Origin of the sequence: Bradyrhizobium lablabi (genome assembly GCF_001440475.1) — a bacterium.
GTDB classification, from domain to species: domain Bacteria; phylum Pseudomonadota; class Alphaproteobacteria; order Rhizobiales; family Xanthobacteraceae; genus Bradyrhizobium; species Bradyrhizobium lablabi.
Genome location: NZ_LLYB01000060.1, coordinates 127053 through 145983, shown reverse-complemented (window position 1 = coordinate 145983; position 18931 = coordinate 127053). Strand labels below are relative to the sequence as shown.

The following is an 18931-nucleotide window of genomic DNA, read 5'->3' as shown; positions in this document are numbered from 1 at the left end:
CTCGATCCGTGGGTAACAAGAATGCGAGGCGGGACCGCGTATGCACATTTCTTCCTGGGCCGCTATGACGAAGCTGTGTCATGGGCGGCAATGGCATTGCAGGACAGTCCGGACTATCAACCTGGTTTACGCATCGCCGCCGTTAGCAATGCAATGGCCGGACGGCCGGAGCAAGCACACAATGCCATGGCTCGGCTGCGGCAACTCAATCCCGCGCTACGTATTTCCACTCTCAAAGACGTGCTCCCCCCTATTCGGCGTGCCGAAGACCTCTCGCGATACGAAGAAGGATTGCGGCAAGCCGGGCTGCCCGAATGACCATCGCAGAAAGATGCTCGCCCGTTGGGACGAGATGATCGAACAAGCGCGAGTTCCGTTGTTGGCACTTAGCGTCGTTCGCTGTGATGCAGAATTTGGTCCGCTATCCGCGAATGTCGGACATCGAGTAGCCATCAAGCTCGATTTATGGGTATGCGCCCTGATCCTTCCAGGGGGCGATGAATCCCCATTTGAGGTCGCGACCGGCACAATTCTTGCTCGAATCCACTATGCCTGAATGCATCCGCCTGCGGATCGCCTCTTTCCCGGGCATTTTTGGATTTGAATCATTATGCGATGCCTTGTCGTTGCCGATTTGCATTATTCATTGCCGCAGTTCGACTGGCTGCTGGCGGCAGCTCCGCAATTCGACGTCGTCATTTTCGCCGGCGATGCGCTCGACATCGGATCGTTCGTCGATTTCCGCGCACAGATTCTGGTGGTGAAAAAATACCTGTCGCTGCTGTCGCAAACGACGCGCGTCATCCTCTGCTCGGGCAATCACGATCTCGACGACCGCAGCGCGGAAGGCGAGAAGATCGCGCGCTGGGTCGGCGATATCAGCGAGCTCGGCATCGCCTGCGACGGCGATAGCCTGACCATCGGTGACACGCTGTTTACGGTGTGTCCGTGGTGGGACGGGCCGCTGGTCAAGAGCCGTATCGAAACCCAGCTGCGCGACGCCGCGGCCGAGCGGGCGCCACGCTGGATCTGGGTGCATCACGCGCCGCCGGCGAACTCGCCGACGAGCTGGGGCGGCAAGCGGTTCTTCGGCGATGTCGAACTGGTGCAATGGATCGCGCAACACCAGCCGTCGATGGTGATCTCGGGCCACGTGCATCAGTCGCCGTTCATTTCGGATGGTTCGTGGTTCGACCGGCTCGGCTCGACCTGGGTGTTCAACGCGGGGCTGCAGCCGGGTCGTCCGCCGGTCTATATCGTGCTCGATCTCGATGCGGGCACGGCGTTCTGGCTGCCGGCGGGCGAGGCGCACTGCATCGATCTCACGGCGCCGCTGCAGCGGCCGGCCGCGCCGGTCACGATCGTTCCAGCGTGGCTCAAATCCTTGGGTCGGATTGCCGATCCGAGCCTGGCGAGACCTGCGTCGGTGGCAGGTTGATCATGCTCTGCAGGAGTTCGCCGACCATCGAGAGATGATTGCCCTGGCCGGCATACTGGTGCATCAGGTCGGCCAGATAGGTGTTGGCGACGTTGAGGCGCTGCGCCAGCAGGCGCGCGATCAATAGCGCCATCGCGGGCTGGTCGCGCAGGAAGGCTGCGGCGTCATCGAATTCGTAGACGACGGAATCGGCGGCGGCGCGCACGGTGGCGGTATGCGGCTGCTCGAGCAGGACCGACATTTCGCCCAGCAGCGCCCCCGGCTCGGTCAGGACCGCGACGACGCTATCGCCCTTGATGACCTCCAGCCGTCCTTCCAGCAGCACGTACAGGTGCCCGGTCCTGCTGCCCTCCTGGAGCACGAGCGTGCCCGCCGGCACGGCGCGCTTCGTTCCTCCGGTACAGTAGTCCAGCACTGCGCGCATTTGCATCATCCCCGTTTCGGCCAAGACTAGGCATGGATGATGCCAAGGTCGAACGGATAACCGCGCTTCGCTGCTCAAAATGTCAGCATAGGAAAATCCGGCATTCCCGCATCAGGGCGCGGCGATGGCCGAACATCAGATCCTTTCGAGCATGGCGGCCTTCAGCTTGGCGATGCGTGCTTCATCGCGCTTGTAAAACGTCCACTGCTTGACGCGCTTGGCGCTCAGCAGCCCCGCCTGCGACAGTATTTTCAGGTGCTCGCTTACCGTGGGCTGGCTGACGCCGAGCTTCTCGGCGATCAATACCCCGCAGACCCCGTCCTTGACGAGATCACCGTCGACCTGCTCGCGAAAATGCGCCCGGGGGCGTTTCAGCCACTCCAGTATCAACAGCCGGCGATCGCTGGCGAGCGCGCGAAAAGCAGACTCGACGTTGCCTTCCAAAGAAGTCATATTGCTAATTAGCTAAATGACTAATTCCTGTCAATGATCCGTGGGAGTACGTTGCAATGAAAGCGCCGGTCGATGCCGTCACCTCCGAGACGATCGCCCAATGCGACCGGCTGATCCGGCCCTTCATCCGCCGGACGCCGATCGTCGAGGTCAACGGCGCCGAGTTCGGCCTGCCCGGCCATATGCTGACGCTCAAGCTCGAGCTTCTGCAGCATTCCGGCTCGTTCAAGGCGCGCGGCGCTTTCGCCAATTTGCTGACACGCGAGGTGCCGCCGGCCGGCGTCGTCGCGGCATCGGGAGGCAACCATGGCGCGGCCGTCGCCTATGCGGCGATGAAACTCGGCAAGCCGGCCAAGATCTTCGTTCCCAGCATCTCGTCACCGGCCAAGGTGCAGCGCATCCGCGACTACGGCGCCGATCTTGCGATCGAGGGCGACCGCTATTCGGATGCGCTCGCAGCAAGCGAGGCATGGGCCCAACAAACCGGCGCATTGCCGGTGCCGGCCTTCGATCAGAACGAAACCATCATGGGACAGGGAACGGTCGGCCTTGAACTCGCAGATCAAGCACCGGAGATCGATACAGTGCTGGTGTCGGTCGGCGGCGGCGGACTGGTCGCTGGCATCGCCGCCTGGTACGCCGGCCGCATCAAGGTGATTGGCGTCGAACCACTGGCATCGCCCACGCTGACCAAAGCCTTTGAAGCCGGCCATCCGATCGATGCGGAGGCCGGCGGTCTGGCGGCGGATTCGCTGGCGCCACGGCGCGTCGGTGAAAGGGTCTTTCCGATTGTCCGGAAATACGCGCCACGAACGGTGCTGGTCTCCGACGCCGCGATTGCCGACGCACAGGCGACGCTTTGGCGCGCCTTGCGCATTGTGGCCGAGCCTGGCGGAGCAGCCGCATTCTCCGCGATCCTGTCCGGCGCCTACAAGCCCGCCTCGGGCGAACGGGTTGCTGTCGTCGTCAGCGGTGGCAACATAGCTGCCGTTGATTTCGACCGTCTCCGTTGATTACCGGCAGGTCGCGTGAGAGCCGCGCCCCATTTGGAATCACTCTAAATTACGATCTGGAATCGCTCTAAATGAAGCCGTTCGCGACATACAGTCGCTGACGCCGTCGTGGCTGCTGCGCTACTGAAACCGGCATCTCCACCAGCTTTGTCGGGCAGCTCTCATGATGAATTTTCGCGCTACCGCCGCAACCGCGGCGTTGCTCTATTTCACCGCGTTCGGAGCCTCGACGGCGTCCGCCGACGGCGAGGTCAATGTCTACACCTATCGCGAAACCAAGCTGATCCAGCCGTTGTTCGACGCCTTCACCAAGGACACCGGCATCAAGGTCAACGTGGTCTCGGCAAGCTCGGGTCTCGAGCAGCGGATGAAGGCCGAGGGCGCCAACAGCCCCGCCGACGTGCTGCTCACGGTCGATCTCGGCCGCCTCGACGACGCCGTGCAGGCCGGCGTTACCCAACCGATCAAGTCGGTGGTGCTCGACGAGATCGTGCCGGCGCAATATCGCGATCCGGACGGCCAGTGGGCCGGCATCTCCATGCGCGCGCGCGTGATCTACGCCTCGAAGGACCGCGTCAAGCAGGACAAAATCACCTATGAAGAGCTCGCCGACCCGAAGTGGAAGGGCAAGATCTGCATCCGTTCCGGCCAGCACATCTACAACAACGGCCTGTTCGCGGCCTATGTGGCCAAGCACGGCGAGGCCAAGGCCGAGGAATGGCTCAAGGGCGTGAAGGCCAATCTGGCGCAGAAGCCGTCGGGCGGCGACCGCGAAGCGGCGCGCGACGTCGCGGCCGGCAAATGCGACATCGGCATCGGCAATACCTATTACTGGGCGCTGATGATGAACAACGATCCCGAGAAGAAGCCGTGGGCGGAAGCCACCAAGGTGATCCTGCCGACGTTCGAGGGCGGCGGCACCCACGTCAATCTCTCCGGCGTGCTGCTGGCCAAGCACGCGCCGAACAAGGCCAACGGCGTCAAGCTGATCGAGTGGCTTGCGGGTGAGAAGGCGCAGCAGATCTACGCCGATTCCAACTACGAATACCCGATCCGCGCCGGCGTCGCCGTCAACCCGACGATCGCGGGCTATGGCAAGCTCACCGCCGATCCGATGCCGATCGCCAAGATCGTCGCCAACCGCAAGGCGGCCTCAACGCTGGTCGACAAGGTCGGCTTCGATAATTGATCGCAGTGTGGGCGAAGCATTAGACCCGTGATCGCGCCCTGCACACAACTGTGTTCCCTCCCCCCTTGCGGGGGAGGGTTGGAGAGAGGGGCAAGCCGCAACGGCGGCGCCCTTCTTGGCTACCCCTCTTCCCCACCCTCCGTCACGAGGGAGGGAGCCCGCCTGAACAAGCCGAGAGGCTTTAACTCGCTTCGTGTGTCGACGTGAATCCCGCCACGCGCTCGGGCCGCGTCGCGGCAGCGATTGCGGTCGCGACCGCTATCCTTGTCGCGGCTCCCGTCATTTCCATCATTGTCCTCGCGCTGCAGCCGGCACCGGATATCTGGCGGCACCTGATCGACTACGTGCTGCCGGCCACCCTCCTCGACACCACGCTGCTGCTCGGCGGCGTCGCCGCCTTGTCGCTGGCGATCGGCACCGGCACGGCGTGGACGGTATCGCTGCATGAATTCCGCGGCCGGCAGATGCTGCTGTGGCTGCTGCCGCTGCCGCTGGCGATCCCGACCTATCTCGCCGCTTACGTCTATGTCGACCTGTTCGAGCCGCTGGGCCTGATCCACAAGACGCTTTCGTTCTGGCTGCCGCTGCCGGACGCGGTGCGCATGCTGCCCAATCTGCGCTCGCTGCCCGGCGCCATCATCGTGATCGCGCTGGTGCTCTACCCCTACGTCTATCTGTCGGCGCGCACGATGTTTCAATTCCAGAGCGCGGAGTTCGCGGAAGCCGCAAAGACGCTGGGCGCCGGCCGCTGGACCACCTTCTGGCGTATCTCGCTGCCGATGGCCCGCCCCGCGCTGGCGGTCGGCACGGCCCTGGTGTCGCTGGAAACGCTGAACGACATCGGCGCCAGCGAATATCTCGGCGTCCGCACACTCACCGTGTCGGTGTTCACGACCTGGCTCAACCGCGGCAGCCTGGCCGGCGCCGCGCAATTGTCCTGCTTCATGCTGGCGATCGTGGCCGGGCTTATCGCGATCGAGCGTTACGGCCGGCGCAATGTCACGACGGAATTTTCCGCCGAAAGCCCGCGGCTGACGCAGCGGACGAAGCTCACCGGTATCAAGGGCGCCTGCGCATTGGCGGCCTGCCTGCTGCCACTTTGCCTCGGATTTCTGGTGCCGCTCTTGTACCTCGCGCATCAGAGTTTCAAGCGCGGGCTGTTTGCGAATTTCGACATGGCGTTGTGGCGCGACGCCTTCAACTCGATCGCGTTCGCAAGCCTTGCCACGACAACGGCGCTGCTGCTCGGCTTTGCCACGATTCTGGCCTGGCGCTGGCGGTCGACGACGCTGCGCTTCGTCGCGATGAACATCGCGCAACTGGGCTACACGCTGCCGGGGCTGGTGCTGGCGCTCGGCCTACTCGCGCCGGTGCTCGCCATCGACAACGCGATCAACGCGTTAGCCGGCTGGCTCGGACGATCGCTGCCGGGACTGATCATTGTCGGCTCGGGCGCTGCCGTGGTGATCGCCTATGTGATCCGGTTTCTGGCGGTGCCGACCGGATTCATCAAGGCAGGGTTCGAGCGGATCCCGCGCGACTATGACGACAGCGCACGCGCGGTCGGCGCCGGCCAGACCACGACGATGCGGCTGATCCACCTGCCGCTGCTGCGCCCCGCCATGCTTGGCGCTGTTATCGTGGTGTTCGTCGATTGCCTGAAGGAATTGCCAGCGACGCTGCTGTTGCGGCCGCTCAACGTCGACACGCTGGCGACCTCGATCTACCAATACGCCAGCCGCGGAAGCTTTGAGGAAGGCGCGCTCGCCGCGCTGCTGATCGTCGCCGCCAGCATCGGCCCGGTGGCGTGGCTGACGCGTTTTTCGGATGTGCCGGCCGGGCCGGCGTGACGCCGATGCCGTAGGGTGGGCGAAGCGCAAGCCTGCCCACCATTGCGCCCCGAGATTGAGGACAGATGGTGGGCACGGCGCTACGCGCCTTTGCCCACCTTACGCAGTCGCTCGCACAAAACGGCGAAAGCCCGGCGAACCGGTGAGCTTTTCGAACGCCGGATCGCGCTTCTCTTCGGCGAATGCAAAGCCCGCTTTCGCATAACATCGCTCCGCCGCCTCGTTGCCGATCAGAAAGGAGATCGATGCCCGCGCGAAACCCGCGGCCCTTCCGGCGGCGAGTGCATGTTCGATGAGCGCCTGCACCAGCCCGAGTCCGCGATACTGGGGCAGCGTGGCGACATGCTCGATCAGCCAGTCGCCCTCGCCACCCTGCACCCAGCAATTCCTGGCATAGCCGCTGCGCTGGAAGATCGCGGCCACATCGGATGCAGTCAGCCCGCTCCCGGCCGCCGCCATTTCAATCGCCGCTTTCGCGGCAGGGCCGGTGCCGGAGGCAGGCAACGCGCACAGCGACGCCGCCGGCGTTCCCTCGACCTCGGCGATGATGAATTGCGAGACGTGCCACCATGACGGCTGTTTTGCTGTGGCAATCCGTTCGACGAACGCCAGGCATTCCGGCTCACTCCAGCCGAGCGTGATGTCGAACCAGCCGCGCGGCAGCGGGCCGCGCTGCGAGGCCAGGATATTACGGGCAATGAAGCCGGCGTCGTCGTTGCGCGCGGGACGGATCGCAGGCTGCGACCGCCCCGCCGCCATCGCGTCAGGCGTTCTTCAGCGCGACGCGGAACTCGGCTTCGGTCTTGGCCTTGACCTCGTCGAGCGTGACGCCGTCAGCGAGTTCGATCAGCGCCATGCCGTCCTTGCCGTGCTTGTCGATGGTGAAGACGGCGAGATCCGTCACCACCATGTCGACCACGCGCTCGCCGGTCAGCGGCAGGTTGCAGGTCTTCAGAAGCTTCGGGCCATCCTTGGCGGAGTGCTCCATCACAACGACGACGCGCTTGACGCCGGCGACGAGGTCCATCGCGCCGCCCATGCCCTTCACCATCTTGCCGGGGATCATCCAGTTGGCGAGATCGCCGTTCTGCGCCACCTGCATCGCGCCGAGGATCGACAGATCGATATGCCCGCCGCGCACCATGCCGAAGGAATCGGCGGAGGAGAAATAGCTGGTCGACGGCAGTTCGCTCACTGTCTGCTTGCCGGCGTTGATGAGGTCGGCGTCTTCCTCGCCCTCATAAGGGAACGGGCCCATGCCGAGCATGCCGTTCTCGCTCTGCAGGTTCACGTCGATACCATCGGGGATGTAGTTCGAAACCAGCGTCGGAATGCCGATGCCGAGATTGACGTAATAACCGTCGCGCAGTTCCTTCGCGGCACGAGCGGCCATCTGTTCACGGGTCCAGGCCATGTCAGTTCTCCTGTGTCGCGCTTATGCCGCAGGCCGCGGGCGGGTGTTGCGGAATTCGATCCGCTTCTTGCCGGTGCCGACTTCGATGATGCGTTTGACGAAAATGCCGGGCGTGTGGATGTGGTCGGGATTGAGCTCACCGGCCGGAACCAGTTGCTCGACCTCGGCCACCGTGACCTTCGCTGCGGTCGCCATCATCGGGTTAAAGTTACGCGCGGTCTTGCGATAGATCAGGTTACCGGCGGTGTCGCCCTTCCAGGCATGGACGATGGCGAGATCGGCGAACAGGCCGCGCTCCATGATGTATTTCTCGCCGTCGAATTCCTTCACTTCCTTGCCTTCCGCGATCAGCGTGCCGACGCCGGTCTTGGTGTAGAAGGCCGGGATGCCGGCGCCGCCGGCGCGGATGCGCTCGGCCAGCGTGCCCTGCGGATTGAATTCGAGTTCAAGTTCGCCGGCGAGGTATTGCTGGGCGAACAGCTTGTTCTCGCCGACATAGGACGAGATCATCTTTTTGATCTGCCGCGTTTCCAGAAGCCGGCTGAGGCCGATGCCGTCGACGCCCGCATTGTTGGAAACGACCGTCAAACCCTTGACGCCGGAATCGCGGATCGCGTCCGACAGGGTCTCGGCGATACCGCACAGACCGAAACCGCCGGACATGATCATCATGCCGTCCTTGAGAACGCCATCGAGTGCCGATTTGGCGTCGGGATAAACCTTGTTCATGGAAATCTGACCTGATGGAGGGAACGGCCGAAAGCCGGCATTATCCGGATTATTAGGCGAATTCTTCGCGGTGCGTCAATGATGCGGGGATTATGCCGCCGAACCGCCCGCCCGGCGCCATCTCGGCCTTGAAAGCGTCAAGAAAACCCTTCAAGTTGCGTGGGTTGGCACGGGCTGACCGATGCGGCGCCTGGCCCTGATCAGCGCCCCTTAATCAGTAAGACCCTAGAGACAGTAACCCGACTTCGGTTTAATCAGATCCGGATATGTCATTGACGATGGCCCAAGGAATGAAGCGCCTCGGGATGCCGGTCGCGGCGCTGTTTGCCGCGGCTGTTATCGGCCTGATCAGCACGTCCTGGTTCCTCAACCGGGACGCGCTGCGCCAGGCGGTCGAGGCGCAGATCCGCGCAGTTACCGGGCTCGATCTCGTCGTGTCAGGCGCGATCGACGTGTCCGTGTTTCCGGGAAGCTACGTCTCGTTTCACAATGTCGGACTGAAGGGCGGCGGCACCACCGACCCCGCGCTGCAGGTCGACGTGCTGACGGCGAACCTGCGCCTGCTGCCCTTGCTGCTGCGCCGGTTCGAAATCGCCGATGTCATGATGTTGCGGCCGCATATCCGCGTCGTCAGAGAAGCCGGCGGCGAGAGCAACTGGACACCGTTCGTCGAACGGATCGCGCGCACGATGAAGCCCGGCGCGGAGAACCAGGTGTCGTTCTCCGAAATCAGGATTCAGGACGGCGTGCTGAAATACGAGGACGCCACCAACAACGTCAAGGAACAGCTCGGCGACATCGATCTGTCGCTGGCCTGGCCATCGATCTCGCGCTCGTTCGCGGCGACCGGACAATTCGACTGGCGCGGCGAACGCGTCGACGGCTCGATCTCGGCCAGCGACTTCGTCGCGATGCTGTCGGGCGACCGCTCCGGCCTGAAGGCGCGGCTCGTCAGCGCGCCGCTCAAGCTCGCCTTCGACGGCTTTGTCGCCAACCGCACCAGCCTGATGATGGAAGGCACGGTTTCGGTCGACAGCCTGTCGCTGCGCAATGCGCTGCGCTGGATGGGACAGGCGGTGCCCGGCAGCGGCGGGTTCGGCCGTTTCACGCTGAAGGCCCGCGCCAATGTTGTCGGCGCCTCGATCGCCTTGACCAATGTGAATGTCGAACTCGACGGCAACGCCGCCGAGGGCGTGATGACGGTCGCCAATAATGGTCGCCAGACGCTGCAGGCGACGCTGGCGGCAGGAAACCTGGATTTCACGCCTTACATCTCGACCGTCCGCCTGCTCGCGAGCGGCGCGCGCGACTGGAACCGGCAATTGTTCGATCTCTCCTCGCTCTCCGCCACCGACCTGGACATGCGCCTGTCGGCAGCGCGGGTGACGGTCGGCCCCACCAAGCTCGGCCGCACCGCGTTCGGCGCCAATCTGCGCGGCGGCGCGCTGGCGCTCTCGATCGGCGAAGCGCAGATGTATGGCGGCATCGCCAAGGGCTCGCTCGGGATCGCGCGCTCCGATGCCGTCGCCGACGTCAAGGCGCAACTCCAGTTTACCGATGTCGACCTGCAGACCTGCGCCAACGAATTGTTCGGCATCACCAAGCTGTCCGGCCGCGGCAATCTCGGCCTCTCGCTGATGGCATCCGGCTCGAGCCCGTTCGGCCTCGCCTCCTCGCTTGACGGCACCGCGACCTTGACCGGCCATGACGGCGCGATCGCGGGTTTTAATGTCGAGCAACTGCTCAAGCGGCTGGAACGGCGGCCGCTGGCCGGCGGCGGCAATTTCCGTTCGGGCACGACGCCCTACGACAATCTCAACGTTTCCGTGCGCTTCAACGACGGCGTCGCCACCGTCGAGGACATCCGTGTCGACGGCCCGACGACACGCCTGTCGCTGACCGGCACGGCCTCGGTGCCGTCACGCGAATACGACCTCAAGGGCGTCGCCAGCCTGACGCCGGCGGCCGCCGGCGGCGACAAGGGTTTTGAACTGCCCTTCGTGGTGCAGGGCCCGTGGGACGATCCGCTGGTGTTTCCCGATCCGGAAAGCCTGATCCGCCGCTCGCCGGGCGCTGCGCCCTTGCTCGACGCGGTGAAGGATCGCAAGACGCGCGATGCGGTGCGCTCGGTGATCGAGAGGTTTACGGGCGGACCGCGACAGCCCGCGCCTGAGGCCGCGGAGAGCGCGAAGCAGAACTAGCAGCAAGCGTTAGCCCGGATGAGCGAAGCGAGATCCGGGATCTTGCCGTCCTGCATGTTGCTGCACTCATGCGGGCCACTTCAGGGATATTATTATTGCTGCGGCCGATACTATGCGGCTTGTTCAGGAAATAATCCCGATTGCCCAGCGCCGCCTCGGCATATTGATCGATCGCGACGACGCCTGGACGTGGGCGTGGCACCACCCTTCACGCGTCGCCCTGATCCGGACCTCCGCCAGAGCTTTCAGCCACGGCGGATTATCCGCGTTGTGATCGTACCATCTGAGCTGTGCTGACATCGCCGGCCTCTGTGAGGTCTTTCAGCTCCTCTCGCAAGCGCGAGAGCAGAAGCTGCGCCCGCGCGTTGTCGAGGCCGGATTGATCGAGCTGACGCGCGAGCTGGTCCAGCTCGGCAATCCGCCGGCGCAGAGCTTGTATCGGATCATCGCTCACGGCGGTCGACCGCCCCGTTCGAAGGCCTCCTGCTGACGGCGCGGACATCCAGCTTCAGCCGCTCGTCGACATTGAGCAGGCGCTCCTCGCCGCCGAGCCTGTTCCGTTTGCCGATGAGACCGACCATGGCCGCCCGCATCGCCATCAGGCGCGTGGCCGCTTCCGAGCAGTCTTCATCCCGGTTGACCTGCCTGCGGATATTATCCCCGGCGGTCAGCATCTCCGTCCGCAAGAGCCTGATTTTTCTACGAATTTCGTTCAACTTGTTGTCCATAGGCCACCTCGCTGCGGTTGAGCTCCATAAGAACAAATAAAGAACAAATTTCAAGTTAAGAATCAGCCCCGGATCAAAGAATCTTGGAGTTCTCCCGATGCCCCGCCTCCCGGACCAGCTCGACGCGCCGATGACGCCGCGCCAATTGGCGACGCTGCGTACGCTGAGCGCCGAGGCGTATCAGCCAAAGCTGTTCGAGAAGAACCTGACGGCGAGGGAAGCCGAACGGCGGATTGCGGCGCTGAAGGCAGAGATCGAACTCGCGAACTCGTTCTGAGCGAGCGGCTGCCATCCAGGAACCATGCTCCGCGCTGCGTGCTTATTCCCGAAGGGAAGCCCGGCATAGGAGGACCTGGATGAGCGAGCCGACCGAAAAGGAAATCCAGAACCGCGCCTATCAGATCTGGGAGCGCAACGGCAGGCCCGAAGGCAAAGAGGACGAATTCTGGCGCCTAGCCGAGCAGGAGCTGCGCAACGACGACAAATCGTCGCCCGTCCGCACGCCCGATACGCTGTAGGCAGGCGCGAGCAGCTTGCCCATTGCCCCCCGGATCAGCAAAGCGATATCCGCCGGCGACGGAATGGCGATCATTGATTAGGCAAGCGGACTGCCGCTGATTGTTCGCGAGGGGACATCGGGCTGCTGGCCGATTGCCACCGTGCCGCAACAGCGGCAAGCCTGTTGCCGACCCCGATCATGGGGCGTTCGATGATCCGCCAGGTCAGGATGGAGATGATCGCGCTGGCAGCCAGTGTCGCGAAGCGCCACGGCTCGCACATCCAGTTGGGTGGCGCCACCGCGACACAAAGATACACCGAGCCGATGAAGACGATGTAATGCAGCAGATAGATCGAATAGGAGGCGTCGCCCATCGCAACCATCCAGCGTAACGGCCAACGATCCCACGGCAGTTGCAGATGGACCATCCCCAGCAGGATGATCCCCATCGACAGGGGAATGTGGACCACGTTCGGGCTGGCATGCGTGAAGACCAGCAACGCTACCCCCGAGACGAGGGGAATGATTGCCCCGAGAAATCTGGCGTGCGTGCCAAGGAGAAATACCACGATGCCGGCCAGAAAGTCGGCCTGCGTCGTCGATATCAGATGGTAGCTCCACGGATTTTTGAAATACCAGCCGGCTGTAGCGAGCGACGCCATGACGAGCGCAAGACCGCGTATGCCGGCTATCGGAACAACAAGCGCGGCCGTCGCGTAAAACACCATCTCGCGTTCGAGCGTCCAGCTCAGATCATAAGCCGGTGCGCCCTGCTGCGGCAGCAGCGTCATCGAATAGAGAAAATGCCCGATCGGTTCCTGACGATATTTTCCGATGGCGATCAGACCCACGATGCAGGCCATCGCGACCCAGTATATCGGGTACAGCCGGAATACACGCTTGATGGCGAAGGGTAATGTTGAGAACGAGGGCTTGGCTGCGACCAGGCAAATCACATAGCCGCTGATTGCGAAGAACAGATTTACGCCCAAATAGCCCCACTGCTTCAACGGCGGGATCGGTATCTGGGCGGCCTCGGGGAGCGCCCGTAGCGCGATGTAGGAATGAAAATAGGCGACGCTCAATGCCGCAATGGCCCGCGCAACCTGTACCCCCGGCAGCCTTTGCTGATCAGCCGTTGAGAACTGCATCACCAACCCCAGACGAAGATTGAATATCCCCAAGAGCTCAACCTTAATGCGATTCTGGCGCAGATTCTGAATATTTCTCTTTCTCCACCAGCAACGTGGCGGGCCGATAACCAGCAAATGACTGGTCACGGATACGCGGCCCGGCAATTGGCGGCCGACAGAGGTTCGAGCGGCGGAAGGCGTTCGGGACCTTCAACGCTCACCAACCGGTAGCGAGGGTCCGGCGTTCCACCACGTCCGTTAAGGACAGCATTGTGAAGGGCTCCGGCGCTCCGCGTTGCGGGCTCGCGCATTCATGCCATGCATCCAGCCATTCTTCCTCGGCTCGCGGTATCCACGGACGCAGGATGATGGCTGGCCCAAAATGATTGAACCATGAGGCCAAAATGGTTGAACCAACGCCTGGACGTGCGCTGGCGCCTTGCCGCATTTGCGCCGCGAACATCCCCCTACAGAAGTTGGCACCAGCCCATCTGGATCGCGCCGCTTGGTTGCGCTATCATTATCCAACCGGTTAACAAGCCGGGTTTTCAGGGAGAACAACGTGATATCCAGGAGATCAGTTTCACTCGCGGTCGCTGCGGTCGGGCTGTTTTACGCCACTGCACCCGCGCTCGCCCAGCAGAAGACCATCACGGTCTGGTTCGGCAAGGGCTTTTACAAATCCGAGGACGACGCGCTCCTCGAGGCGATCAAGAAGTTCGAGGCCAAGACCGGCATCAAGGTCGAACTGTCGCAATACGCCATTCAGGACATGATTCCGAAGACGGTGGCGGCGCTGGATTCCGGCACCGTGCCCGATGTCGCCTATTCCGACAGCTATGACGTGCAGGCGCAGGGCAAATGGGCGTTCGAGGGCAAGCTCGAGGATCTCGGCGACATCCTGACGCCGATGAAGTCGGCGTTCGCGCCAAACACGCTGGAGACCGCGCTGCTCTATAACGACGTCGCCAAGAAGAAGGCCTATTACGGCTTTCCGCTGAAGCAGCAGAGCATGCACGTGCAGATCTGGCAGGACATGCTGGAGCAGGCGGGCTTCAAGCAGAGCGACATTCCGACCAAGTGGGAAGATTACTGGTCGTTCTGGTGCGACAAGGTGCAGCCGGCGATCCGCAAGGCCACCGGTCAACGCGTCTACGCCGTCGGCCAGCCGATGGGCGTGGAATCCACCGACGCCTTCCAGTCGTTCTACACCTTCATGGACGCCTACAACGTCAAGCTGGTCGACGACGACGGCAAGCTCCTGGTCGACGATCCCAAGGTACGGGAAAACCTGATCAAGGCGATGAAGGATTATACCGATACCTACGTCCGCGGCTGCACGCCGCCCTCCTCCACCACCTGGAAGGATCCGGACAACAACGTCGCCTTCCACAACAAGACGATCGTGATGACGCACAACTTCACGATCTCGATCGCGGCGAAGTGGCTCGACGACGCCAACAACCCGGCGCTGACGCCGGAACAGCGCGCGCTCGGCAAGAAGAACTATGATGAAACCATCATCACCGCCTCGTTCCCCAATAAGCCGGATGGTACGCCGATCAAGTACCGCTCCGACGTCAAGACGGGGCTGATGTTCACGGTCGCCAAGAACAAGGCCGAGGGCAAGGAGTTCATCAAGTTCCTGCTGCAGGAAGAGAACGTGCGGCCCTATATCGAAGGCGCGCTCGGCCGCTGGTTCCCGGTGACGACCGCCAGTCAGCAGAGCCCGTTCTGGCAGGCTGACCGGCATCGCAAGGCGGTGTACAACCAGTTCACCGGCGGCACCACGCCGTTCGACTTCACCAAGAACTGGAAGTTCACGATCCTCAACAACGAGAACGTCTGGGCCAAGGCGATGAACCGCGTGGTGAGCGAGAAGGTGCCGGTTGACAAGGCCGTCGACGAACTGATCGCCCGCATCAAGCAGGTCGCTGGTTAGACGTGACTCTCCCTCGCCCCGCTCTTCGCGAGGAGAGGATCGGGGTGAGGGGCTCGCTCCGCGAGTACCGCTCGCGGTGAGTCCTGTACCCCCTCACCCGGAGCGCTTCGCACTCCGACCTCTCCCCGCAAGCGGGGAGAGGTAAAAAGGTCAGGCCTTCTTTCTTCTGTCCGCTCTTCGCGGGAAGAGATACACAGACAACACCGGCCGCTCTCGCCGCGGTCGGCATCTCGTTTCAAGAGTAAACCTATGGCAATCACGCTTTCGGGCGATCAGGCAATTCCAGGTCCGCCGCTGTCGGCCCGGCTGACCACGCCGCAGGTCTGGGGCATCGTGCTGCTCGCGCCCTATCTTCTCGTGTTCCTGGCCTTCGTGGTCTACCCCGTCGGCTACGGGCTGTGGCTGGCGCGACATCCGGCGAGCTATGTCGCGCTCTGGCACGACCCGATCTTCGCGCGCGCCGCGGTCAATACGCTGATCTTCCTCTTGGTCGGCATCAATCTGAAAATGGCGATCGCGCTGTTCCTGTCCGGCTTCTTTGCGCAACAGCGTACCTGGATCAAATGGCTGTCGGTGCTGTTCATCCTGCCCTGGGCGGTGCCGTCGATTCCGACCATCCTCTCCGTGCGCTTCATGCTCAACCCGGAATGGGGCGTGATCAACCAGCTGATCTTCAAGTTCACCGGCGAGGACGGCCCGAACTGGCTGAACGATCCGACCGTGGCGCTCGCGATGGCGATCGGCGTCCACATCTGGAAATCGCTGCCGTTCTGGACGCTGATCCTGATGACCGGGCGGCTCGCAATCTCGCATGACCTCTATGAGGCCGCCGAAGTCGACGGCGCGAGTTGGACGCAGAAATTCCGCTACATCACCTGGCCGTCGATGCAGACGCTCTACGTCACCTGCACGCTGCTTTCGATGATCTGGACGCTCGGCGACTTCAACAGCGTCTATCTGCTGACCGGCGGCGGCCCCGCCGACCTCACCCATGTGCTGGCGACCTTGGGCATCCGCTATCTCCGGCTCGACCAGCTATCGCTCGCGATGGCCTCGATCGTCTGCGCGCTGCCGTTCGTGCTGCCGCTGGTCTATTTCATGATGAAACGGTTGTCGCGATGAAGCTGCCAACACTCCGCGAAATCGGCACCGAAGCGAAGCTGCTGCTGATCGGCATTCCCGTGCTGATCTGGACCATGGTGCCGATCTATCACATGTTCCTGTTCGCGATCTCGCCGAAGGAGGATGCGTTTTCGGGCAAGCTCTGGCCGGCACATCCGACGCTGAACAATTTCAAGATCGTGTTCTACCAGGAGCACTACTTCCTGCGCGATTTCTGGATCCAGTTCTTCAATTCGGTGGTGATCGCGCTTTCAGCGGGCGCGCTGACACTGATCATCGCGACCGCGGCGGCGTTCTCGATCTCGCGGCTGCGTGTGCCCGGTGGCCGCTGGGTGATGAATCTGGCGCTGTTCACCTATTTCATCCCGGCGGCGTTCCTCGCCGTGCCGATGTACCGCACCATGGGCAATTATGGCCTCCTCAACAATCACTGGTCGCTGATCCTCGCGATGGTGACGATCGCCTCTCCTTACGCGATCTGGGTATTGAAGCAGGCATCCGACAAGCTGCCGGTCGAGCTGGATGAAGCCGCCACCATGGACGGCGCCACCACGCTGCAACTGTTCCGCCTGGTCTATGTGCCGCTGATGATGCCCTCGCTGGTCGCAATCGGCACCTACGCCATCCTGCTGGCCTGGAACGAATATCTCTACGCGTTCCTGCTGCTCTCGAAGGACACCGAGATCACGCTCCCGGTCGCACTCGGCAACTTCCTGGCCGCCGACGATTCGCCGTGGGAATTGCTGATGACCACGGGCTTCATCTACGCGCTGCCGCCAGCCGCGATCTATTACGCATTCAAGCGATATATGGTCGGCGGGCTGACTGCGGGCGCGGTGAAGTCTTGACGCAATGACGGAGAGGTTCGTCCTGCGCCGCGATCAGGTCACGCAGCGACCGGGTTGAAGCAGCTTGGCTACTTCGGTCAGCACGCTGACCGGCGGTTCGCAGGCGATCGCCGTCTTCGATTTGTTGGGCTTGGCCGGCAGCGGCGGGCGGTTTCGTGCTTCGTCCTTGACGACGGGAACCCGGACCACCACCGACGTATCCTCAAGGCCCACGCTGCGGATCGTAATCGTCTCGCTCTCGCCAGGAGCGGTCCTGAGCGTTGCGCGGTCGGCCTTGGCAGCACGGTTGATGTCCGTCGCAGGCGCGGGCGGGGTAAGTTCCCGGCGCCCGGTGAGATCATGACCGGAAGCAAGCTGGACGGCGCCAAACGTGGCGGAGACGGCGAGTGCGGCAAAAATTACTTGGAAAATCTGTGACATGACGGTTTGTCCCTCGCCCCATGGCGATCACGGACACAACCCGAAGCGAGCCGCCGGAGGTCCGGCGTTTCTCGATCACTTAACCGTGTACGAAAAATATTTGCGGCACCATGGAACGACTCCGGGGGCCTCGGAGTCATCCCGGCAGCCGGTTATTCCCCCTGCCCCATTGACCGGCGACGTAGGGCGCGACCGTGGTGATGCCGGTCGCGCCCTGCTTTTTTTTGTGCGGATGCGATCGACGTCGAGCAATGCTGAACTGGCGGCGCGATCCGGCTACCATCCTGACGAAACTCTGCCCCGACAAACTAACGAGCTAGCTGCCGAAGATCTCCGGGTTATAGTGCCGGGCGGGGAAGAGATCATGGGCCGCCCAACAGAACTGCCTGCCGCCGTGGCGCAGGTTTTCACGACCGACGAGCTCTTGGTTCGTCCGGCGCCGGCGCCCGATTACCTCAGCGAAAAGCTGGCGTTGCAGGACCTCGCCAGCAACATGGCGGATCATCCCGCCGAAGTGTTGCCGCGCCTCGTCAGGCTGTCGATGGAAGCCTGCGACGCGGACTCGGCAGGCGTCAGCGTGCTCGACGGCGACGTGTTTCGCTGGAACTCCCTGGTCGGCAAATTATCCGTGTTCGAGGGCGCGACCACGCCCCGGAGCTTCAGCCCGTGCGGCGTTTGTCTCGACCAGAGCAGTCCGATCCTGATGGAGCGGCCCGAGCGCGCTTATTCCTGGATTGCGGAAGCCAACATCACCGTCCCCGAGGTTCTGCTGGTGCCGTTGTTGAGAAACGGCACCATCCCGGTTGGCACGCTTTGGGTGGTCGCCAAGGAGGGACACAAGTTCCACTCGGGTCATGCGCGCGTGCTGTCCGAAATGGCCGTGTTCACCGGCATCGCGCTGCAGATGATCCACGCCGATCTCAACTTGAAGAAGGCGCTCGAAGCCCAGGAGATCCTGGCCAACGAGATGAGCCACCGGGTCAAGAATCTGTTTGTCGTCACCGGCGCGATGATCAAGATGACCGCGCGGTATACGGAGACCAAGGAAGAACTCGCCGAAGCCCTGACCGGCCGTCTCAACGCGCTCTCCGATGCCCATTCGCTGGTTCGGCGCTCGTTCAATGCCGGTAACGCCCTCAAGGGCGTGGACATGGCAGAAGCCATCCGTACTGTCCTCAGGCCCTACACCATGCCTGACCTGAACGGGCCGATGGTGTCGCTGGGAGAGCGCTCCACCAACAGCATCGCCCTCGTCTTCCACGAACTCGCAACCAACGCCGCCAAATACGGCGCTCTTCGGGATGACGGAAAGGTCGCCGTGGCATGGCGGATCGAAAACGAAAACGTCGACATCGTCTGGCGTGAAATCGGCAAGCCGGTCGAGGCGCCAGCCCAGTTGGGGTTTGGCAGCAATCTCGTCGCCTCAACGATTGCCTCGCATAACGGCCGCATCGACTACGATTGGTCGCGGAACGGCCTGGTCATCAAGGTGCAAATCCCGCTGGCGAATTTGGCGAACTGACAGCAC

Annotated in this window: 21 protein-coding genes; 12 read left to right on the top strand and 9 right to left on the bottom strand. The window is 62.8% G+C overall.

Annotated features, from left to right (window positions below):
• Together CQ14_RS46175 and CQ14_RS13555 are read left to right on the top strand one after the other, a co-directional pair.
• Positions 1–318: tetratricopeptide repeat protein (locus CQ14_RS46175; protein WP_488230445.1), on the top strand; the 318-nt coding region annotated here is incomplete at its 5' end.
• A 292-nt stretch (positions 319–610) separates the two neighbouring features.
• Positions 611–1438 carry a metallophosphoesterase family protein gene (locus CQ14_RS13555; RefSeq protein WP_057858379.1) on the top strand — a complete coding sequence of 276 codons (828 nt, stop codon included), beginning with the start codon at positions 611–613 and terminating at the stop codon, positions 1436–1438.
• Here the strand turns inward: CQ14_RS13555 and CQ14_RS13550 are convergent.
• Together CQ14_RS13550 and CQ14_RS13545 are read right to left on the bottom strand one after the other, a co-directional pair.
• A complete protein-coding gene (locus tag CQ14_RS13550; RefSeq protein ID WP_057858527.1) occupies positions 1377–1862 on the bottom strand; it encodes a Crp/Fnr family transcriptional regulator in 486 nt (161 codons plus the stop codon). The two genes, CQ14_RS13555 and CQ14_RS13550, sit on opposite strands and share 62 nt — an antisense overlap.
• Positions 1863–1997: 135 nt before the next feature.
• On the bottom strand, positions 1998–2306 hold the full coding sequence (locus CQ14_RS13545) for an ArsR/SmtB family transcription factor (protein ID WP_245320330.1): 309 nt from the start codon (positions 2304–2306) through the stop codon (positions 1998–2000).
• Positions 2307–2371: 65 nt separating this feature from the next.
• Here CQ14_RS13545 and CQ14_RS13540 point away from each other — a divergent pair, with 65 nt between their 5' ends.
• From CQ14_RS13540 to CQ14_RS13530, 3 genes are all read left to right on the top strand, one after another.
• Positions 2372–3328 carry a threonine/serine dehydratase gene (locus tag CQ14_RS13540; RefSeq protein ID WP_057858377.1) on the top strand — a complete coding sequence of 319 codons (957 nt, stop codon included), beginning with the start codon at positions 2372–2374 and terminating at the stop codon, positions 3326–3328.
• A gap of 163 nt (positions 3329–3491) precedes the next feature.
• On the top strand, positions 3492–4517 hold the full coding sequence (locus tag CQ14_RS13535; protein ID WP_057858376.1) for a Fe(3+) ABC transporter substrate-binding protein: 1026 nt from the start codon (positions 3492–3494) through the stop codon (positions 4515–4517).
• A gap of 203 nt (positions 4518–4720) precedes the next feature.
• Complete coding sequence (locus CQ14_RS13530; RefSeq protein WP_057858375.1) at positions 4721–6367, top strand: ABC transporter permease; 1647 nt, start codon at positions 4721–4723, stop codon at positions 6365–6367.
• Between the two features lie 99 nt (positions 6368–6466).
• Here CQ14_RS13530 and CQ14_RS13525 read toward each other — a convergent pair whose 3' ends face one another.
• Genes CQ14_RS13525 through CQ14_RS13515 form a run of 3 tightly spaced genes read right to left on the bottom strand, consistent with a single transcriptional unit; the run spans position 6467 to position 8510 of the window.
• A complete protein-coding gene (locus tag CQ14_RS13525; protein WP_057858374.1) occupies positions 6467–7126 on the bottom strand; it encodes a GNAT family N-acetyltransferase in 660 nt (219 codons plus the stop codon).
• Positions 7127–7130: 4 nt separating this feature from the next.
• Positions 7131–7781 carry a 3-oxoacid CoA-transferase subunit B gene (locus CQ14_RS13520; protein WP_057838558.1) on the bottom strand — a complete coding sequence of 217 codons (651 nt, stop codon included), beginning with the start codon at positions 7779–7781 and terminating at the stop codon, positions 7131–7133.
• Between the two features lie 21 nt (positions 7782–7802).
• On the bottom strand, positions 7803–8510 hold the full coding sequence (locus tag CQ14_RS13515) for a CoA transferase subunit A (RefSeq protein WP_057858373.1): 708 nt from the start codon (positions 8508–8510) through the stop codon (positions 7803–7805).
• Between the two features lie 278 nt (positions 8511–8788).
• Between CQ14_RS13515 and CQ14_RS13510 the strand changes: the two genes are divergently transcribed.
• On the top strand, positions 8789–10711 hold the full coding sequence (locus CQ14_RS13510; protein WP_057858372.1) for an AsmA family protein: 1923 nt from the start codon (positions 8789–8791) through the stop codon (positions 10709–10711).
• Between the two features lie 259 nt (positions 10712–10970).
• Here CQ14_RS13510 and CQ14_RS43545 read toward each other — a convergent pair whose 3' ends face one another.
• Both CQ14_RS43545 and CQ14_RS13500 read right to left on the bottom strand, forming a co-directional pair.
• Positions 10971–11165, bottom strand: coding sequence for a hypothetical protein (locus tag CQ14_RS43545; RefSeq protein WP_057858371.1), 195 nt, complete (start codon positions 11163–11165; stop codon positions 10971–10973).
• The gene (locus CQ14_RS13500; protein ID WP_057858370.1) at positions 11155–11439 is read right to left on the bottom strand and encodes a hypothetical protein; all 285 of its coding nucleotides are present in this window, start codon (positions 11437–11439) and stop codon (positions 11155–11157) included. The genes CQ14_RS43545 and CQ14_RS13500 overlap by 11 nt, the downstream gene beginning before the upstream one ends.
• A gap of 97 nt (positions 11440–11536) precedes the next feature.
• On the opposite strand from CQ14_RS13500, the gene CQ14_RS13495 reads away from it, so the two are divergent.
• The gene (locus tag CQ14_RS13495; RefSeq protein WP_057858369.1) at positions 11537–11716 is read left to right on the top strand and encodes a DUF3072 domain-containing protein; all 180 of its coding nucleotides are present in this window, start codon (positions 11537–11539) and stop codon (positions 11714–11716) included.
• 79 nt (positions 11717–11795) lie between these two features.
• Positions 11796–11957: a DUF2934 domain-containing protein gene (locus CQ14_RS42200; protein WP_082649846.1), complete on the top strand. Its 162-nt coding sequence runs from the start codon at positions 11796–11798 to the stop codon at positions 11955–11957.
• Between the two features lie 70 nt (positions 11958–12027).
• On the opposite strand, the gene CQ14_RS13490 is transcribed toward CQ14_RS42200, so the two are convergent.
• Complete coding sequence (locus tag CQ14_RS13490; RefSeq protein WP_156434952.1) at positions 12028–13218, bottom strand: acyltransferase family protein; 1191 nt, start codon at positions 13216–13218, stop codon at positions 12028–12030.
• A 415-nt stretch (positions 13219–13633) separates the two neighbouring features.
• Here CQ14_RS13490 and CQ14_RS13485 point away from each other — a divergent pair, with 415 nt between their 5' ends.
• From CQ14_RS13485 to CQ14_RS13475, 3 genes are all read left to right on the top strand, one after another.
• Positions 13634–15013 (top strand): ABC transporter substrate-binding protein, encoded by a 1380-nt coding sequence (locus tag CQ14_RS13485; protein WP_057858367.1) that lies wholly within the window; start codon positions 13634–13636, stop codon positions 15011–15013.
• 249 nt (positions 15014–15262) lie between these two features.
• Positions 15263–16135 (top strand): carbohydrate ABC transporter permease, encoded by an 873-nt coding sequence (locus tag CQ14_RS13480; RefSeq protein WP_057858366.1) that lies wholly within the window; start codon positions 15263–15265, stop codon positions 16133–16135.
• Positions 16132–16983 carry a carbohydrate ABC transporter permease gene (locus CQ14_RS13475; RefSeq protein WP_057858365.1) on the top strand — a complete coding sequence of 284 codons (852 nt, stop codon included), beginning with the start codon at positions 16132–16134 and terminating at the stop codon, positions 16981–16983. The genes CQ14_RS13480 and CQ14_RS13475 overlap by 4 nt, the downstream gene beginning before the upstream one ends.
• A gap of 33 nt (positions 16984–17016) precedes the next feature.
• On the opposite strand, the gene CQ14_RS13470 is transcribed toward CQ14_RS13475, so the two are convergent.
• Positions 17017–17403, bottom strand: coding sequence for a hypothetical protein (locus CQ14_RS13470; protein ID WP_057858364.1), 387 nt, complete (start codon positions 17401–17403; stop codon positions 17017–17019).
• Between the two features lie 85 nt (positions 17404–17488).
• On the opposite strand from CQ14_RS13470, the gene CQ14_RS13465 reads away from it, so the two are divergent.
• Entirely contained in the window at positions 17489–18925 is a 1437-nt protein-coding gene (locus tag CQ14_RS13465; RefSeq protein ID WP_245320329.1) for a sensor histidine kinase, read from the top strand.
• The last annotated feature ends 6 nt before the right edge of the window (positions 18926–18931 follow it).

What these genes read in the sequence shown, in the direction of transcription:
- CQ14_RS13475 (WP_057858365.1), top strand. Translation starts at nt 16,132, where the DNA reads ATGAAGCTGCCAACACTCCGCGAAATCGGCACCGAAGCGAAGCTGCTG.
- CQ14_RS13535 (WP_057858376.1), top strand. Translation starts at nt 3,492, where the DNA reads ATGATGAATTTTCGCGCTACCGCCGCAACCGCGGCGTTGCTCTATTTC.
- CQ14_RS13470 (WP_057858364.1), bottom strand. Translation starts at nt 17,403, where the DNA reads ATGTCACAGATTTTCCAAGTAATTTTTGCCGCACTCGCCGTCTCCGCC.
- CQ14_RS13495 (WP_057858369.1), top strand. Translation starts at nt 11,537, where the DNA reads ATGCCCCGCCTCCCGGACCAGCTCGACGCGCCGATGACGCCGCGCCAA.
- CQ14_RS13500 (WP_057858370.1), bottom strand. Translation starts at nt 11,439, where the DNA reads ATGGACAACAAGTTGAACGAAATTCGTAGAAAAATCAGGCTCTTGCGG.
- CQ14_RS13540 (WP_057858377.1), top strand. Translation starts at nt 2,372, where the DNA reads ATGAAAGCGCCGGTCGATGCCGTCACCTCCGAGACGATCGCCCAATGC.
- CQ14_RS13550 (WP_057858527.1), bottom strand. Translation starts at nt 1,862, where the DNA reads ATGCGCGCAGTGCTGGACTACTGTACCGGAGGAACGAAGCGCGCCGTG.
- CQ14_RS13510 (WP_057858372.1), top strand. Translation starts at nt 8,789, where the DNA reads ATGGCCCAAGGAATGAAGCGCCTCGGGATGCCGGTCGCGGCGCTGTTT.
- CQ14_RS13555 (WP_057858379.1), top strand. Translation starts at nt 611, where the DNA reads ATGCGATGCCTTGTCGTTGCCGATTTGCATTATTCATTGCCGCAGTTC.
- CQ14_RS13515 (WP_057858373.1), bottom strand. Translation starts at nt 8,510, where the DNA reads ATGAACAAGGTTTATCCCGACGCCAAATCGGCACTCGATGGCGTTCTC.
- CQ14_RS42200 (WP_082649846.1), top strand. Translation starts at nt 11,796, where the DNA reads ATGAGCGAGCCGACCGAAAAGGAAATCCAGAACCGCGCCTATCAGATC.
- CQ14_RS13480 (WP_057858366.1), top strand. Translation starts at nt 15,263, where the DNA reads ATGGCAATCACGCTTTCGGGCGATCAGGCAATTCCAGGTCCGCCGCTG.
- CQ14_RS13520 (WP_057838558.1), bottom strand. Translation starts at nt 7,781, where the DNA reads ATGGCCTGGACCCGTGAACAGATGGCCGCTCGTGCCGCGAAGGAACTG.
- CQ14_RS13525 (WP_057858374.1), bottom strand. Translation starts at nt 7,126, where the DNA reads ATGGCGGCGGGGCGGTCGCAGCCTGCGATCCGTCCCGCGCGCAACGAC.